The sequence below is a fragment of the Sphingomonas xinjiangensis genome, from assembly GCF_014199255.1.
GTDB classification, from domain to species: domain Bacteria; phylum Pseudomonadota; class Alphaproteobacteria; order Sphingomonadales; family Sphingomonadaceae; genus Sphingomonas; species Sphingomonas xinjiangensis.
Genome location: NZ_JACIJF010000004.1, coordinates 246,406 through 261,993 on the forward strand (window position 1 = coordinate 246,406; position 15,588 = coordinate 261,993).

16 protein-coding genes, 1 tRNA gene and 1 pseudogene are annotated in these 15,588 nt (G+C 62.6%); 8 read left to right on the forward strand and 10 right to left on the reverse strand.

Translation table 11 applies throughout. From position 1 onward, the window contains the following. Positions 1 to 9: 9 nt before the first annotated feature. From rsmH to FHT02_RS09265, 5 genes are all read right to left on the reverse strand, one after another. Complete coding sequence (gene rsmH, locus FHT02_RS09245) at positions 10 to 951, reverse strand: 16S rRNA (cytosine(1402)-N(4))-methyltransferase RsmH (protein ID WP_184086738.1); 942 nt, start codon at positions 949 to 951, stop codon at positions 10 to 12. Beyond that, the gene (locus FHT02_RS09250) at positions 948 to 1,433 is read right to left on the reverse strand and encodes a division/cell wall cluster transcriptional repressor MraZ (protein ID WP_184086740.1); all 486 of its coding nucleotides are present in this window, start codon (positions 1,431 to 1,433) and stop codon (positions 948 to 950) included. The genes rsmH and FHT02_RS09250 overlap by 4 nt, the downstream gene beginning before the upstream one ends. Positions 1,434 to 1,740: 307 nt before the next feature. After that, the gene (locus FHT02_RS09255; RefSeq protein WP_184086743.1) at positions 1,741 to 2,010 is read right to left on the reverse strand and encodes a hypothetical protein; all 270 of its coding nucleotides are present in this window, start codon (positions 2,008 to 2,010) and stop codon (positions 1,741 to 1,743) included. An 86-nt stretch (positions 2,011 to 2,096) separates the two neighbouring features. Then, positions 2,097 to 3,089, reverse strand: coding sequence for a cysteine synthase A (locus FHT02_RS09260; protein WP_184086745.1), 993 nt, complete (start codon positions 3,087 to 3,089; stop codon positions 2,097 to 2,099). Positions 3,090 to 3,135: 46 nt separating this feature from the next. Further along, positions 3,136 to 3,465 (reverse strand): Mpo1-like protein, encoded by a 330-nt coding sequence (locus FHT02_RS09265; protein WP_184086747.1) that lies wholly within the window; start codon positions 3,463 to 3,465, stop codon positions 3,136 to 3,138. A 21-nt stretch (positions 3,466 to 3,486) separates the two neighbouring features. Between FHT02_RS09265 and FHT02_RS09270 the strand changes: the two genes are divergently transcribed. The 4 genes from FHT02_RS09270 to aat all read left to right on the forward strand — a co-directional run bounded on the left by FHT02_RS09270 (position 3,487) and on the right by aat (position 6,780). After that, entirely contained in the window at positions 3,487 to 3,984 is a 498-nt protein-coding gene (locus FHT02_RS09270) for a DNA-deoxyinosine glycosylase (protein ID WP_184086749.1), read from the forward strand. A 90-nt stretch (positions 3,985 to 4,074) separates the two neighbouring features. Further along, positions 4,075 to 5,403, forward strand: coding sequence for a GAF domain-containing protein (locus FHT02_RS09275; protein ID WP_184086751.1), 1,329 nt, complete (start codon positions 4,075 to 4,077; stop codon positions 5,401 to 5,403). A gap of 153 nt (positions 5,404 to 5,556) precedes the next feature. Continuing rightward, complete coding sequence (locus tag FHT02_RS09280) at positions 5,557 to 5,937, forward strand: hypothetical protein (RefSeq protein ID WP_184086753.1); 381 nt, start codon at positions 5,557 to 5,559, stop codon at positions 5,935 to 5,937. A 93-nt stretch (positions 5,938 to 6,030) separates the two neighbouring features. Beyond that, positions 6,031 to 6,780: a leucyl/phenylalanyl-tRNA--protein transferase gene (gene aat, locus FHT02_RS09285; protein WP_184086755.1), complete on the forward strand. Its 750-nt coding sequence runs from the start codon at positions 6,031 to 6,033 to the stop codon at positions 6,778 to 6,780. Between the two features lie 35 nt (positions 6,781 to 6,815). Here the strand turns inward: aat and FHT02_RS22030 are convergent. From FHT02_RS22030 to FHT02_RS09310, 5 genes and pseudogenes are all read right to left on the reverse strand, one after another. Beyond that, a pseudogene (locus FHT02_RS22030) lies at positions 6,816 to 7,358 on the reverse strand (DUF2155 domain-containing protein); the annotation flags it as partial. After that, a complete protein-coding gene (locus FHT02_RS09295) occupies positions 7,241 to 7,633 on the reverse strand; it encodes an NADH:ubiquinone oxidoreductase subunit NDUFA12 (protein WP_184086757.1) in 393 nt (130 codons plus the stop codon). The gene FHT02_RS09295 and the pseudogene FHT02_RS22030, both read right to left, overlap by 118 nt. A gap of 80 nt (positions 7,634 to 7,713) precedes the next feature. After that, the gene (locus FHT02_RS09300; RefSeq protein WP_246352312.1) at positions 7,714 to 8,148 is read right to left on the reverse strand and encodes a DUF192 domain-containing protein; all 435 of its coding nucleotides are present in this window, start codon (positions 8,146 to 8,148) and stop codon (positions 7,714 to 7,716) included. Positions 8,149 to 8,215: 67 nt separating this feature from the next. Then, complete coding sequence (locus FHT02_RS09305; RefSeq protein WP_184086759.1) at positions 8,216 to 8,815, reverse strand: cold-shock protein; 600 nt, start codon at positions 8,813 to 8,815, stop codon at positions 8,216 to 8,218. Between the two features lie 66 nt (positions 8,816 to 8,881). Next, entirely contained in the window at positions 8,882 to 9,424 is a 543-nt protein-coding gene (locus tag FHT02_RS09310) for a regulatory protein RecX (protein ID WP_184086761.1), read from the reverse strand. Between the two features lie 118 nt (positions 9,425 to 9,542). Between FHT02_RS09310 and FHT02_RS09315 the strand changes: the two genes are divergently transcribed. The 4 genes from FHT02_RS09315 to FHT02_RS09330 all read left to right on the forward strand — a co-directional run bounded on the left by FHT02_RS09315 (position 9,543) and on the right by FHT02_RS09330 (position 15,585). After that, entirely contained in the window at positions 9,543 to 11,312 is a 1,770-nt protein-coding gene (locus tag FHT02_RS09315) for a fatty acyl-AMP ligase (protein WP_184086763.1), read from the forward strand. A 99-nt stretch (positions 11,313 to 11,411) separates the two neighbouring features. After that, positions 11,412 to 13,769: an EAL domain-containing protein gene (locus tag FHT02_RS09320; protein ID WP_184086765.1), complete on the forward strand. Its 2,358-nt coding sequence runs from the start codon at positions 11,412 to 11,414 to the stop codon at positions 13,767 to 13,769. Positions 13,770 to 13,816: 47 nt separating this feature from the next. Then, positions 13,817 to 13,893, forward strand: a tRNA-Trp gene (locus tag FHT02_RS09325). A gap of 189 nt (positions 13,894 to 14,082) precedes the next feature. After that, complete coding sequence (locus FHT02_RS09330; RefSeq protein ID WP_246352281.1) at positions 14,083 to 15,585, forward strand: ATPase domain-containing protein; 1,503 nt, start codon at positions 14,083 to 14,085, stop codon at positions 15,583 to 15,585. Positions 15,586 to 15,588: the final 3 nt, after the last annotated feature.

A 15,588-nucleotide genomic window follows, 5' to 3' on the forward strand; every position in this document is an offset into this window, starting at 1 on the left:
GCCACTCCCTCACTCACACCACGGTGCCGCCGCCGTGCGCCGCGCCACGCGCAACGTCGCCGACCGGGCACGCGGATTACGCGTCAATTCCGCCTCGCTCGGCCGCACGGCCTTTGCGGGCGTTTCGAAACTCGGCGCCGCCCGCGGCCCCACCGCCGGACGATGCCGCGATCCCGCCGGCTCGCTGCCGCTGCGCTCGCGCAGGAACCGCTTCACCAGCCGGTCCTCCAGGCTGTGGAACGTCACCACCGCCAGTCGCCCGCCGGGCTTCAGCACGCGCTCGGCCGCAGCCAGCCCTTCCACCAGCTCGTCGAGCTCGCGGTTCAGGTGAATGCGGATCGCCTGGAAGATCCGGGTTGCCGGATCCTTCTTGTCATGCGGCTTATGGTTTAAGGCTTTCCTAACCACGTTCGCCAGTTCGGAGGTTCGCTTAAGGGGCCTTGCGGAGACGATCGCGCGCGCGACCCGGCGCGACCGGGGCTCCTCGCCAAATTGAAACAGTATGTCGGCGATGTCGGCTTCGTCCGCCGAGTTCAGCCAGTCCTCGGCGCTCTCGCCCGCCTGGCTCATCCGCATGTCGAGCGGACCGTCCTGCTGGATCGAAAAACCGCGCTCGGCCTGGTCCAGTTGCATCGACGACACGCCGATATCCAGCGTCACGCCGTCGACCGGCGCCAGCCCGCGGCTTTCCAGCTCATGCGCCAGCTGGCTGAACGGCGCCTCGATCAGCGTCAGTTTGCCATCGTGCTCGGCGACAATGGATTGGCCGCCTTCGATCGCAGAGGGGTCACGATCGAAAGCGGCCACCTCGGCACCCTGCGCGAGGATCGCTCTGGTGTATCCGCCCGCGCCGAAGGTCGCGTCGACGTGCCGCTCGCCGGGTTGGATGGCGAGGCCGTCGATCACTTCGTCGAGCAGGACCGGGATGTGCGGCTGGCCGGGCGCGCTCACAGCTTCACCCCCTTGCTCTCGCACAGAAACGCACAAATCTCGCGCAGGCCCGGATCGGCATTCTCGTCCGCCATCAGCACTTCGGGTGCCCAGATGTCGAACGTCTCGCCCGATCCGTTGAAGAACGCCCACTTTCCGATCTTCGCCTTCATCTTGAAGAAGGGCGGCAGCACGAAGCGGCCGCTGTCGTCGAACGGCGCCTTTTCGACCTGGCCGAACGCGCGGCGCTTGGCGCTGCTGCCGGTGACTTCGCCACGGTCCGACGCCTGCTGCTCGCGGCGGTCGATGCGGTCGTATTTCTCCTTGGACCAGCTCAGGTCGTGCGCGGACAGGCACGCGTCCTCGGGATGCAGCCCCACGACGATCTGGCGGATATCGGAATTACGTTCGGCGGCGGCGCGCAGGTCGGCGGGGATGGCGACGCGACCCTTCAGGTCGACCGCCTGGAGCGCAAATCCCTCGAAGAGCTCCCTGTCCGCCACGCCGCACCCCTTTGGAACCGTCCCTGATGCTCCGAAGGCCGCACAATTCCCCATGCGGACCGGCTCCGGCTTGCGCCGGAAGGGATCGTCTTCCTGGTGCAGTTCCTAACGTAGATGGATGCGGGCGACAACGGAAAATCCGGGGATTTTACGGGAAATGGCCCCACCAACCGCCACTCTGGACCCATGTTCTGTGAAGAGTCATGGTATGTTCAACCTAAGTTCCTGATTTCGGCCAAACGCCAAAAAGCGCAGCCGCAAGCGACTACGCTTTCCGCGTCGACAAGATGTTAGACTGCGACCCCGATCAGGGCCGCGGCGACTCCGCGCTCTCGGGAGTTGCAGTGGAGGAAGTGCTCGGCGTCACACCCAATTCGGCCAAAGGCTCATCCCGCCCCTTGACCGTCGCCGCGCTGTTGGACGCACCATCGGTCATGTTGGCCACCACCGCGGAATTCGGCGCCCCCACCGCAGAAACCGGCTCATCGCGGTTGGCCGACGAAAACAAAATACTCGCCAATCCAATAAGCACCAGCACAACCGCCAAGCCGGTCATCCCGACACGGAAGCGCTGCATCGCTTGGGCAGAGTCCTGGTGCGATCCCGACTTCATAGCTGTGGCGGAAAAGTAACACCTCCTCCGCCCCCTGTCTACGCAGCTGCTCAGCTCGTCGCTGTTGCGATGGGTACGGACAAGCCCTTCGACTGAAGCCACTCGGGATTGTAGAGCGTAGAAAGGTAGCGGAAGCCCGTATCGCAGAGGATCGTGACGATCCTTTTGCCCGGTCCAAGATGCCGGCCAAGTCGCACCGCCCCGGCCACGTTGATGCCGGACGACAGTCCGAGGCACAGGCCCTCCTCCGCCAACAGGCGCCGGACCCAGGCGAGTCCCTCCTCGTCCGAGATACGGAACTGAGTATCGATCGGCGCACCTTCCAGATTGCCGGTGATCCGCCCCTGCCCAATCCCTTCGGCGACCGACGACCCTTCAGAGTGCAACTCGCCATGCGCGTAATAATCATACAGCGCCGCCCCATGCGGATCGCTAAGCGCAATGCAAACCCGCTCGTCCTTGGCCTTGAGCCCAAGTGCAACGCCGGCAAGCGTCCCGCCGGTTCCGACCGCGCAGGTGAAGCCGTCGACCTGCCCTTCCATCTGGTTCCAAATTTCCTCGGCAGTGCCAACGATATGGGCCTTACGGTTGGCCGTGTTGTCGAACTGGTTGGCCCAGATCGCATTGGGCGTCTCTCCCGCGATGCGGCGCGACGTGTGCACGAAATGCCCTGGATTGGAGTAGGGCGCAGCCGGCACCAGCACCAGTTCGGCACCCAGCGCGCGCAGCGTGTCCATCTTTTCGCGGCTCTGCGTCTCGGGCATGACGATGATGGTCTTGTAGCCGCGGGCATTCGCGACCAGCGCCACGCCAATGCCAGTGTTGCCCGCCGTCCCTTCGACGATGGTGCCGCCGGGCCGGATCAGTCCTCGCTCCTCGGCATCACGCACAATGAACAAGGCGGCGCGGTCCTTGATGGAAGCGCCGGGATTGGCAAATTCACATTTGCCGTAAATCTCGCAACCCGCTTCCTCGCTCGGGCCCTTGAGCCGCACCAGCGGTGTTTTGCCGATCAGCGCGAGCGTATCCGGTACTACATGCATGGCGGCTAAATAGCGGCTCGAGGGCGGCTCCCGCAAGCAAGTGAAACTATGTCGGCACGCCAGCCTGCTTGAGGTGCGGCTCCAAACGGCCAGCCAGCCATAGAAAGAACATGCGATAATCAGACAGGAGCGACCAAAGCGGATAGGTGAAAGTCGCCGGCCGGTTCTTCTCCACGCCAAAATGCGCGGCCCATGCGAACCCGTAGCCAGCCAGCGGCAAAGCAAGCCACCACCATCCGCCCAAGCAAATTGCCAGAACCAGAAACAGGAAGGTCAGCGCTGTTCCCGCATAATGGAGGCGGCGTGTTGCCGGCCTGGCATGCTCCTGGAGGTAATAGGGCCAGAAATCCCGGTAGCGGGTGATGGTGCGGGCCATTGACGCAGGCTATCGTGGCCTATGGAACCGCGCAAGCACTCCTTCCCACCAATCGTCAATGCTGAGGTGCAAGTGCTCGTCCTCGGCTCGCTGCCCGGCGAACGCTCGCTTGCCGAACGGCGGTATTACGCCCATGCGCAGAATCAATTCTGGCGCCTCATCTCCCCAGCTGCGGGCGAGGACCTAGCGCCGCTTTCCTATGAGGCTCGTCTAGCCGCGCTTCTGCGGGCGCGCATCGGCTTGTGGGACGTAGTCGCCAGCGCCCGCCGCACCGGAAGCACCGACGCGGCGATGCAAGATGTAGTGTCACATGATATCGCCTCGCTGGTGGGCGGACTCCCACATCTGCGCGCCGTCGCCTTTAACGGGAACACCGCCTTCAGGTACGGCGTCAAGCAGCTTGGGCAGATCGCCGAGCGCTTCACCATCGTCCCACTTCCTTCCAGCAGTCCGCTGCACACCGTCGGCCTTGCGGCGAAGCTGCCCGCTTGGGCCGCGCTGAAGGATCTGCTTGCGTGAGTTGATGTGCCTCAACCTCCTTCGGGACGAATACGGAATACAGATGACCCGCGAACATCCTTATTTGCGTGTGCAGGAAGGAACGCGAGAATGATGTTGGCCGACACTTTGATCCCGGCCTTGCGAGCCCTTCCGGAGGGCAGCCGGGAAACACCGCGGCAACGCCTCCTGGAACTTCTGGCAGCCCTCGCCGCCGACCTGCTTCAGACGACGGACCTGTCTCTAGCGCTCGACCGTTTGCTCGAGTCGACGCGCTCGGAGCTAGGGCTTGATGCGTTTTTCCACTATAGCTATGATGAACGCTTCGGGCTGCACCTCAATGCTTCTGCCGGGATGGCCCCGGAAGAGGCCGCGCGGATGCCCACCCTCCGGCTTGGTCAGGGCGTGTGTGGTACCGTGGCGCGCGACCGAGCCATGGTCGTCATCGAACGCGCCCAGCAATCGGCCGAACCGATTGCAACGGCAGTGCGCGAGATGGGCTTCGACGCCTTTCTCTGCGTGCCGCTGCTGCATCAAACTGAACTGCTCGGCACACTGGCTTTCGGCCGACGCGGCACCGACAGCTTCGATGAGAGCGAGGTCTATTTTCTCCAGGCGATCGCTAGCTACGTTGCGCTTGCCCATTATCGAGTGGCCACCGAATCGGCGCTCCGGGCAGGCCTTGCCGAGCGGGACCGGCTGATCGCCCAGCAGCAGGAGATGGAACGCCACATAATCGCATTAACCCGCACCAGCGCCCTTGGCGCAGTGGCGACCACAGTCGCTCATGAACTTAATCAACCGCTGGCGGCAGCCGCCAATTACGTGGCCGCCTTGCGCCTATCCCGCAACGCAAGCCCCGAACAGACGGTTCTTCACGCCCGAGAAGCCGAAGGACAACTGCTGCGTGCGGGGGAGATCATCCGGCGCATCCGCAGGATGATGTCGCGCGAAGGGCTCGACCCAAGGGTCGATCGGCTCGAGCCCATCGTTCATGAGGCTACTGCGCTGGTGACAGCAGCGGCGGCCGGCCCACTGCCCGATTTCCGCGTGCAGATCGACGCGGATGCGTCAGAAGCATTTGTAGATCACATCCAGATCGTTCAAGTTCTCGCCAACCTGTTGCGCAATCTGGTCGATGTGACACGATCCTCACCCGGGGCGGTAATCACTGTGGAAACCCGGCGAGTCAGCGCAGACGCAATCGAGTTTCGAGCTGGCCATACCGGAACCGATGCTCCCGAAGCATTCCTCGCGGCGCTGGCGCTTTCCGGGTCTACGGTGTCGCGCGCTGGCGTCGAACTTGGCTTTGCGCTTTCCCGCACGTTAGTAGAGGCACATGGCGGAACGCTTAGGGTTGAGCACTCGCCCGAAAACGGCGATGTTTTCGCGTTTACAGTCCCGGCCTCCCCAGCGTTGGGAATTTCCCTGCTTCATTAAGCGGCCGCAGCGAGTGCAAAGGCCAGTCGGAACCGGAGCCTTCTGACATGCTGCAGCAAGATTTCGCGCTTATGCGCTGCATCGCAAAAGCTCCAGGTGATCTCCCGAATCCCCTTGACCTTTGATCGCAGCCTAAGGAAAGCACGCGACGTGATGAAGAACCTCCCTATTTTCGCCGCCGCCGTAGCGATTCTCTCGCTTTCGGCATGTGAGAACAAGCCCGAGGAAGTGAGCAGCACCGCGCCAGATCCGATGGCGTCGCAGCTTGCGAATGCCGCCCCGGTCGAACTTCCGCCGGCGATCGCGTCGAGCGTTACGCTGCGCTGCAATGACAACAGCCTTTTGTTCGTCGACTTTTTTCAGGGTGACAAGCAGGTGCAGGTGAAGAGCGAAAAGGCTGGAAAGGCCACCATGCTCAAGGCCCCGGAAGCTGGCCAGCCTTACGTCGCAGAAGGTGGCTACAAGCTCACCGGCACCGCCAAGAACGTCGACGTCACGCTGCCTGGCTCCGGCTCCAAAACCTGCCACGCCTGATCAGCCCCAAGAAGACACCAAGAGGGCCGGTGGACGTTTCCGCCGGCCCTTTTTCGTGTCACGATACGTTCAACGCGATATCGTGAGCAGCCGATGAGCCAACGCCTAGCAACGCAAGACGATCTGGATCCTGGCTTGGTCCTGCGCGCATATGCGATGGGCGTCTTCCCGATGGCCGATCACCGGCTGGCTTCCGGCGTTTATTGGGTTGAGCCGAAGCTGCGGGGTGTACTCCCCCTCAAAAGCTTTCATTTCTCCCGGTCCCTGCGAAAGACCGTAGCATCCGACCGCTTCCGCGTGACCGTGGATACCGAGTTCGCCCGCGTCCTTCAGCTTTGCGCGGAATGCGCGCAGGATCGCCCCGACACCTGGATCAACGGTCCAATAGAGCGCGTATTCCTCGACCTCCACCGCCGCGGCTTCGCACATTCGATCGAATGCTGGGACGGGCACAGGCTCGCGGGGGGACTATATGGGCTGGCGCTTGGCCGCGCGTTCTTTGGCGAGTCGATGGTCACCCGCGTGCGCGACGCGTCGAAGGTCGCATTCGCGCATCTCGTTGCCCGCTTGCAGGCAGGCGACTTCTCGCTCCTGGACTGTCAATTCCAAACCGATCACCTCGCCTCGCTGGGCGCGGTGGAAATACCGCGGGATGACTATGTCGCGTTGCTCGGCGCTGCGCTTGGGGAAGGCTCAGCCGGACTCGCCTCAGGCGATCCCTGGACCGCTGATTTCTTCGCGCTCGACCGACTACCCTGTCCCGACCCGGGCGTCGGCGCCGGCACAGTCTCTGGCCCATTGTCGCGGAAGGTCATCGCGCAGCTCTTAGGCCAAACGTCGTAAATCGGGTGTTGGACGACATTCAGCGCTGGCCGCTCTTTGTAGAGCCAGCCTGAGAAGACGCGGCGCCAACTTTTGTCGAGCTGCAGTACGTCCAACTGGATGAAGGCACCGGTCAGTTGATCGCCTTCCCAGGGCGCTGTGCGGTCGCAGGCACGCAACCGCACGATGACATCGCCAATCCGGCCCGCCTGTCCCGGCTTCAGCTTGAACTCGCGCGCCTCTCCGTTTCGCTTGTTCAGGATACCCAGAACAGCGACACGTTCGCTCATCGGGGTGGCGGCTGCGTTCGTCACGCTGCTGTCAGCGTCTACCGACACAATCTCAGCGCCGCCGACAGTGTTACCTTGGCCGCTGGTGACCACTAGGTCCTCGGCGGCATTGTTGCCGGCCTGATCGCTCTCGCCCTTGCACGCACCAAGTCCAAGCAGCAGCATCGCTGCCGCGAGTCCGGACTTCGGCATCATGCGTCCGGGGTCCAAGCCTCGTAATCGCCGGTGGAACGGGCGCGGTGACCGCCGGCTTCCAAGGCCCCGGGCGGCCGGTAGGCCAACTGGGTTCCCGTCCGGTTGGGCTCCCATTCCTTTTCCCAGGTGCGCATGGGTGGCAGCGCCTCATCGGGCACTTCATCGATTTGATGGTGTAGCCAGCTGAACCATTCAGGCGGAATGCGGCTTGCATCGTTGGGACCGTTGTAGATCACCCAGCGGCGCGTGATCCCGTTCGGATCCTTTCCCCCGCTATAGTACAGGTTGCCGAGTGAGTCCTCGCCAACCCTGGTCTTGCCGCGCAGGCCAAGCGAGGTACCGATGGTGGCACCTTCCCACCAAGTGAAGATCGACATCAAGAGACCCATGGGTTGCCGATACTCCGGGATAGTGCGGCGGGCAACTGCCGATGCGCACCAGCACGCGCCCCCCCCTGCGCCGTCACAACTTACCGGGAAGCAGGCGCCCAACGCACTTTGTCGCCCACGCGGATGCCGTGCTGCGCCGCTTTCCCGCCGCTGATCTCAAGCACCGCGCTTACGGGCTCGCCCGATTTGACGGGCGTCTCCGAGAAAGGCGCCACGTTCGAAGCAATTGCCGCGATTGTTCCGTTCGGCCGGATGAACAGGATGTCGAGCGGGCTAGGCGTGTTCTTCATCCAAAAGCTGGCCTCCCGCGGCGGACCTTCAGCGGGATAGGGCGCGAACAACATGCCGCCGTCCGGCGAGATGTCGGTGCGGAACATCAGCCCGCGATCCTGCTGCGCGTGCGTCCGTGCGATTTCCACACGGAAGCGGTGAGAACCCGTCGCACTTTGGATCGTGACGATAGTCGATGCGGCAGTGGACCGCGCCGTCTGAGCAGAAGTGCCGTGGACGCTCAATCCGCCACAGGCAGCCAGTGCTCCCAAGGCAGCGGTCCCGACCCACCGCCGCGTCCTTACCGTCACGTCAATCAACCCTTTCGACGGCTACTACCAGAGGCCCCTTGTCCCCTTCGACAATGCGCGCTCTTAGCGGATCGCCCGGTTCCACATCCTCCACATGACCTAAACGCAGCGTCTCCATGTGCACGAATATGTCGGCGGAGTCGCTGTCGCGCACCACGAAGCCATAGCCCTTCAGCCGATTGAACCATTTCACCGTCACGGTGACGAACGGTCCCGCAGTCTCAACCAACTTCAACCGGTCGACTCGGTCGTTTGGACGCTTTGCCGGTTCAATGGCGTTAGTCACGTCGATCGAGCGAATTTCTCGCGCCTGAAGCCCGCGTTGGCGCCGCACCGCGACACATTCGACACGGGCCCCCTCGGGCAGACTGCGGCGACCATGTTCCTGAAGCACGCTAAAATGGATCAATATGTCGCCGATTGCAGGATCGTCGGCGATCAGGAATCCGAAACCGCGCGTGACGTCGAACCATTTAACTGTCGCTGCATAGACAGCCTCTCCCGGTTCCCCCCTAGCGGACTCCGAAGAAGCGCCCCCCTCGTCAGTCACTGCCCGCAAGATGCGCCCGTCACTAGGCGCAAGCTGTGAATCAGCACGCATTATTGTTGCCCCCTAAGAACCCACGGTATCACAGCAGTTTCTCGAAATGGAACTGCTTTATGCTTATCAGTCCCGATCGGGGACAAGCATCCATTCCACGTCGTCACCCGGCGCCATGCGGACGATAGCGCGTGAAAGCGTCAGTGCATGTCCGGCCCGCAGCATGGCACCGAGTTGCTTTTCCTGAAGGGGCCTCTCAGCTTGTGTAGTTGCAAAGGGCCCGATCCGCTTGCGTCGGGCAAAGGCGAGCGCGCTTGGAACCGCCTCCGCCTCGATCAGCGTAGCAATGTGCTCGGCATCTTCTCCGATGACCCCGGAATGGCGGAGCGCTCCCTCCACTCGCCTGCCGCCGAGCCCGCGCCGGGCCATCGCGCCGGCCTTGCTCTCCGCATAAAGACGGTCATTCACATATCCGAGTTCCGCCATCCGCTCTGCCAGGAGCTCGGGTGCAGCCTCTTCTTCCCCGCCCCATCCGCGCTCGCGCAGCTTCCGTCGCAAATAACTGGTTAGCCTGCCCCGTGTCGTCGCATATCGCTCGACATAGCGCAGCGCGAGCCCCTCAAGGCTTGAAGGGTCTAGCGGAGGGGGTGTGGCTTTCGTTCGCGGCATGCGCCATGATTGTGCCACAGTGGCAACCGATTTTGAACGATAGTGCAGAGCAGAGCCGATGCAGTTAATGCATGGTGGTCGAGATCGGTCTGCAGCATGCAGGGGCATGAGAGTAAGAATGAATTTGGACGTTAAGGTACCACTCGACAGCCAGGCTGAGCCTGCAATGCTTGTCCCTACGGCTACCGAGGATGCCCTGCCGCGTCGGTTCGCCGATTTTGCCACGTTGGGTGATGCCCTAGATTATGCCGCCACGGGCCAGCGCGGCCTGAACTTTCACGATGCGCGTGGCAATCTCGTCCGGCCCTACCCTTTTTCGGAGCTCCGTCAGGACGCGCTGCTTCAAGCCTATCGCTTGATCGAGGCCGGCGTGAAACCGCAGGACCGCATTGCCTTGATTGCCGAAACCGGCGTCGAGTTTGCCTCGCTGTTCTTCGGGGTCATCTACGCCGGCGCCTGGCCCGTGCCGCTTCCGCTACCCACCAGCTTTGGCGGAGCGCAGTCCTATATCGACCAGCTTCGGGTTCAGCTCGACAGCTGTGATCCGAGCATGCTGATCTACCCGCCGGAGATCGGCGCGATGTGCGCCGAGGCCGCGCGCATTTCTGATGTGAACGGGGTCGACTGGTCCGAGTTCGGCAGCCGTGCCGCGACACAGGCAATGCTGCCGCAGGCCGACACTATGGATATAGCGTATCTGCAATATTCCAGCGGCTCCACGCGCTTTCCGCATGGCGTGGCGATCACGCATCACGCGCTGCTCAACAACTTGTCGGCGCATAGCCACGGGATGCAGCTGGTTGAAACCGACCGCTGCGTATCCTGGCTGCCCTGGTACCACGACATGGGCCTGGTCGGTTGCTTCCTCTCGGTCGTCGCAAATCAGGTTTCCACCGACTATCTAAAGACTGAGGATTTTGCGCGGCGCCCGCTCGCCTGGCTCGATCTAATCAGCCGCAACAGCGGCACCACCCTGTCTTATTCGCCCACATTCGGCTACGACATTTGCGCACGCCGTATGTCCAGCCAGACGCGCGCGTCGGATCGGTTCGACCTATCGCGCTGGCGGGTAGCGGGCAATGGCGCCGACATGATCCGCCCGGACGTAATGCAGTCCTTCGTCGACGCCTTTGCCGACGCCGGGTTCAAGGCCACTGCTTTCCTGCCAAGCTACGGCTTGGCCGAAGCGACTCTTGCCGTGTCGATCATGCCACCGGGGGAAGGCATCATCGTCGAACTGGTCGAGGAAACGCAGCTGTCGGGCGGCTCACAACGTGCTGGACGGCCGCAGCGTTTTCGCGCCATCGTCAACTGCGGCAAGCCCGTGAAGGACATGGAAGTCGAGATTCGTGAGGAAGACGGCACGCCGCTTCCTGAAAAGGCAATCGGCAAGGTTTGGTGCCGCGGCCCTTCGGTTATGACCGGCTATTTCCGCGACCCTGATTCGACCGAGGCCTGCATGAAAAACGGTTGGCTGGACACCGGGGATATGGGGTATATCTCAGAGGGTTACGTCTATATCGTCGGGCGCGCGAAGGACATGATCATCGTCAATGGCCGCAATCACTGGCCCCAGGACATCGAATGGGCTGTCGAGCAGCTTCCGGGTTTCAAGCAGGGCGACATCGCCGCCTTCGCAATAACGACGCCGGGCGGCGAGGAAACACCCGCCGTGCTGGTCCAATGCCGCACCTCCGATGAGAAGGAGCGCGTCCGCCTGCGGGATGAGATTCGCGAGCGCGTACGCTCAGTTACGGGCATGAACTGTGTCATCGAACTCGTGCCACCCCGCACCCTACCTCGCACCAGCTCGGGTAAACTCAGCCGTGCCAAAGCTCGAAATCTTTACCTGAACGGCGACATCAAACCTTATGACATCGCCGCCTGACGCTGCGGCGCGGCTGCTGAAAAGCATGCTTCGCTGAAAAACAGGCTTCTCACGGCCCATCGCAACCACTCGCTAACTTCCCCGGCGTACACCGCTCGAGTGACCAGCCAGACCAGTTCCCAGTTCGCAAAGCCGCACATCGATGCCCGCGCTCTGCTCGGCCTTCGGGACCCGGCAGACGCCACGAATTGGGGCCGCATTCGCGCCGCGCAACTGCATGCCGGCAGCCAGCTTGCACTGTTCATGCTCGCCGCCAATTTGATCGGCGCGTCGATGATAACGCTGCTGCTGACGCCGCTGGTGCCGATGTGGCAGCTCGCTGGCTGGGCGGTGCTGGTCGGGGTCGTCAGCTGCGTGGTGGCTTTCCGGCGGCTCTCCGACCGCCACCGCAATGCGCTCACCGCTGAGCTCAAGGGCGTGCGGGACACCGCCTATGAAGGCGTGGCGCTGGGGATCGCCTGGTCGATCCTCCCGCTCGCCTTCGGTCACCATGCCAATGCCATGGTGGCACTGGGGCTCTGGGTGATCCTGTCGCTTCTGATGACCGCGTCTGCAGTGGCGATGGCGGCATTGCCGCTCGCCACCATCGCCTTTGTCACCCTTGTCGGCGCGTCGATCGCGCTCACCCTGCTGTTGATCGCGTCGCCGGTACTCGCCTGCGCGGCGGGGCTCTTCACCGTGCTACTCGCCATCGCAACCATTGGTCGGGGCAAGTCGCTCGTGGTGATTCGCGCCCACGAGATCGCATTGGCCGAACGCGACGAAACCGTTAGCCTGCTGCTCCGAGAATTCGAGGAGAACGGGTCGGACTGGCTGTGGGAGATCGACGCGCAGCGGCGAATCGTCCGCGCCAACCCGCGCTTTGCGGTGTCGCTCGGCGTCGACCCGATGACCATGAACGGCACGCCTTTCCTTCAGGTGCTCGCCGGCCCCACTTGGGAAGCAGGCAATTTCTCCGCGGGCCTTCGCGAACTCGCCGATAAGCTAAAAAGTCGGGAGTCCTTCCGCGACCTGTTGCTCCCGGTCTTTGTCGATGGCGAGGAATATTGGTGGGAGATGTCGGCATCCCCCCGCTTCGATGAGCGCGGCGCGTTTTGCGGCTTCCGAGGGGTGGGCTCCGACGTCACCGAGCAGCGCCGCTCGGCCGATAAGATCAACAAGATGGCACGGTTCGACACGCTCACCGGCTTGCCAAACCGCCTGCTCATCAACGAAACGCTTCAGCGCGCCATGCAAGAGGCCGACCGCTGGAGCTCGCGCTGCGCATTCATGATGATCGACCTTGACCGCTTCAAGGCTGTCAACGACACGCTGGGCCACCCAGTCGGTGACCGCCTGCTGGGCCGTGTGTCAGAACGTCTTCAGACGCTGGTGAGCGAAAACGAGATGATCGGCCGGCTTGGCGGCGACGAGTTCGCAGTGGTCGTGCGCGACGCAACTGATACCGCCCGTACCGAACGGCTCGCCCACACGATCATTGAAGTGCTTTCGCGCCCGTATGAGGTCGACCAGCATACACTCTACATCGGCGCGTCGGTGGGGCTCGCCATCGGGCCGCGCGACGGCCGCAGTGCCGAGATGCTGATCCGCTCCGCCGATCTCGCACTGTACCGCTCCAAAGACGCAGGGGGTGGCGTATACCATGCGTATGAACCGCAGCTCCATGTCGTGGCCGAGGAACGCCGAGTCCTTGAAATCGCACTGCGTGGCGCAGTCGAGAACCGGGAGATGCACCTGCAATATCAGCCCGTCGTCAACGCCGCGACTGGCCAGCTGACCGGCTTCGAAGCGTTGTTGCGTTGGCAGCACCCTGAACTGGGTAACATCTCCCCCGCCAAATTCGTACCACTTGCCGAGGAAGCCCGCCTGATTGCGCCGATCGGCGAATGGGTTTTACGTACCGCCTGTGCCGAGGCTGCGCGCTGGGACCTGCCCGTGCGGGTCGCAGTCAACGTCAGTCCCGAACAGCTGCACAATCCTGCCTTCGTGTCCGTCGTGGCGCAGGCGCTGGCGCAGTCCGGATTGCCACCCGAACGACTCGAGCTTGAAGTCACAGAGAGCGTCTTCATGCGCGAAGGTACCCAGGCAACTCAGGTCCTGGAGCGTATTCTCGATCTCGGCGTCCGTCTCAGCCTCGACGATTTCGGCACCGGCTATTCATCCCTCGGCTATCTCGCCCATACCCGCTTCAGCTCGATCAAGATCGACCGCAGCTTCGTCCAGGGCGCCTCGAAAGGAACCAAGGAAGCTATCGCCATCATCCGCGCGGTGGTGGCGCTCGCCGATAGCCTGGGCATGGCCACGACTGCGGAGGGGGTAGAGACTGAGGACGAGCACCTCATGGTCCAGCAACTCGGCTGCTCCAAGGTTCAGGGCTATTATTTCGGCCGCCCGCTTCCGGTGCAGGAGGCGCGGATTCTCGCGACGCGGCAAGTTGGTGGATCGGTCGCCGCATGATCGCTCTTGCCGAGTTCGCCAGGGCCCGTTAAAGCCGCCAACCGCACAGGGGCGTAGCTCAGCTGGTTAGAGCGTCGGTCTCCAAAACCGAAGGCCCTCGGTTCGAATCCGAGCGCCCCTGCCAAGTTCGGCTGTTGCCGACATCGACCTTGATCCATGTTAGCAATTCGCTGTCGGATTTCCAGAATAAGGGTGACCCGGTGGACCGACGGGTAGGTCAATAGACCAAGCCGAAGGGCATCATGCCGGATCGGCAGCGTTCCAGGTCAGCTATCTATTCAAATCCCCAGACGCTAAAGCGCAATTGAACCTCATGACGATTGCGGCGATGGCGACACCAGATATCATACGGACCGGCAATGACGGCCTAGACACCATCCTGCGTGGCGGGCTGCCGGCTAACAGGCTTTATCTTCTTGAGGGTGCGCCGGGCTCCGGCAAAACGACGCTTGCGCTCCAGTTCTTGCGCGAGGCCGTTCGTCGTGGCGAAAAGGCGCTGTATATCACGCTATCCGAGACGAGGGAGGAACTCGCCGTCGTCGCTGCGTCGCACGGGTGGAACCTCGACGAATTCGATGTCTTCGAGCTTAACTCCGCTGACGACGTGCTCGGAACAGGGCGCGAGCAATCAATCCTTCACTCGTGGGAAATGGAGCTCAGCGGGACGGTTAAGCTGATCCAGGAGGAAGTCGAGCGCATTCAACCTTGCCGGGTGGTGTTCGACAGCCTGTCGGAAATGCGGTTGTTGGCCCAGGATCCGCTTCGGTATCGGCGTCAGGTACTGGCGCTGAAGCAGTTCTTTGCCGGGCGGAAATCGACCGTGATCCTAGTCGACGACCTGACTGGCTCTCGCGATTGCGGCGGCGATACGCACCTTCACAGCCTCTGCCATGGCGTCGTCACACTCGAACGGCTGACGCTAGATTTCGGCGCCGCGCGCCGCCGGCTGCAGGTTCAGAAGATGCGCGGCATCGACTTCACGGCGGGATATCATGATTTCACGATCAAGAAGGGTGGCCTCGACATCTATCCACGCTTGATAGCGGCCGAGCATCACAGCAGCTTCGTTGGCGACCCGGTGCCGAGCGGCGTGGGCGCACTCGACGCGCTGATGAGCGGCGGGCCGCTGCGGGGCTCAAGCACATTGGTCACGGGGCCTGCCGGCACTGGCAAGACCACTATCGCGCTTCAATATGTCTATGCCGCGTGCGAACGCGGCGAATGCTCGACCATCTATGAATTCGACGAGCGGATAGGCACGTTGATGGCGCGCGCCACGGCGTTCGGCCTCGACCTTCAGAAACATGTCGACAGCGGGTGCCTGGTCATCCAGCAGATCGACCCGGCCGAGGTCGCGCCCGGCGAGTTCGCAGCACTCGTTCAACGCGAAGTGGAAAATCGCGGGGTCAAGATGATCGTGGTCGACAGCCTGAACGGCTATCTCGCGGCCATGCCGCAGGAGCAGCAGTTGATCCTGCAAATACACGAGCTGCTCTCATATCTGAGCCAGCGCGGCGTAGTGACGTTCCTCATCAACCCGCAGCAGGGATTGTTGGGTACGATGGCGACGAACCTGAACATCTCCTATGTCTCCGATGCTGTAATCATGCTGCGCTTCTTCGAGGCGCAGGGGAGATTGCGCAAGGCGATCTCCATCCTGAAAAATCGAGCGGGGCCGCATGAGGACGCGATCCGCGAACTGCGGATCGATGCACAAGGCGTCCGCGTGGGTGAGCCGCTGGTAGACTTCAAGGGCGTGCTCACGGGGACACCGGAATATACCGGTGAGCGGGCGCCTCTTCTGGAAGCACGCTAGCTT

Coding starts and splice junctions, on each gene's coding strand:
- FHT02_RS09305 (WP_184086759.1), bottom strand. CDS start 8,815: ATGCGTGCTGATTCACAGCTTGCGCCTAGTGACGGGCGCATCTTGCGG.
- FHT02_RS09265 (WP_184086747.1), bottom strand. CDS start 3,465: ATGGCCCGCACCATCACCCGCTACCGGGATTTCTGGCCCTATTACCTC.
- FHT02_RS09295 (WP_184086757.1), bottom strand. CDS start 7,633: ATGGGTCTCTTGATGTCGATCTTCACTTGGTGGGAAGGTGCCACCATC.
- aat (WP_184086755.1), top strand. CDS start 6,031: ATGAGCCAACGCCTAGCAACGCAAGACGATCTGGATCCTGGCTTGGTC.
- FHT02_RS09315 (WP_184086763.1), top strand. CDS start 9,543: ATGAATTTGGACGTTAAGGTACCACTCGACAGCCAGGCTGAGCCTGCA.
- FHT02_RS09255 (WP_184086743.1), bottom strand. CDS start 2,010: ATGCAGCGCTTCCGTGTCGGGATGACCGGCTTGGCGGTTGTGCTGGTG.
- FHT02_RS09275 (WP_184086751.1), top strand. CDS start 4,075: ATGATGTTGGCCGACACTTTGATCCCGGCCTTGCGAGCCCTTCCGGAG.
- FHT02_RS09270 (WP_184086749.1), top strand. CDS start 3,487: ATGGAACCGCGCAAGCACTCCTTCCCACCAATCGTCAATGCTGAGGTG.
- FHT02_RS09330 (WP_246352281.1), top strand. CDS start 14,083: ATGACGATTGCGGCGATGGCGACACCAGATATCATACGGACCGGCAAT.
- FHT02_RS09310 (WP_184086761.1), bottom strand. CDS start 9,424: ATGCCGCGAACGAAAGCCACACCCCCTCCGCTAGACCCTTCAAGCCTT.
- FHT02_RS09260 (WP_184086745.1), bottom strand. CDS start 3,089: ATGCATGTAGTACCGGATACGCTCGCGCTGATCGGCAAAACACCGCTG.
- FHT02_RS09280 (WP_184086753.1), top strand. CDS start 5,557: ATGAAGAACCTCCCTATTTTCGCCGCCGCCGTAGCGATTCTCTCGCTT.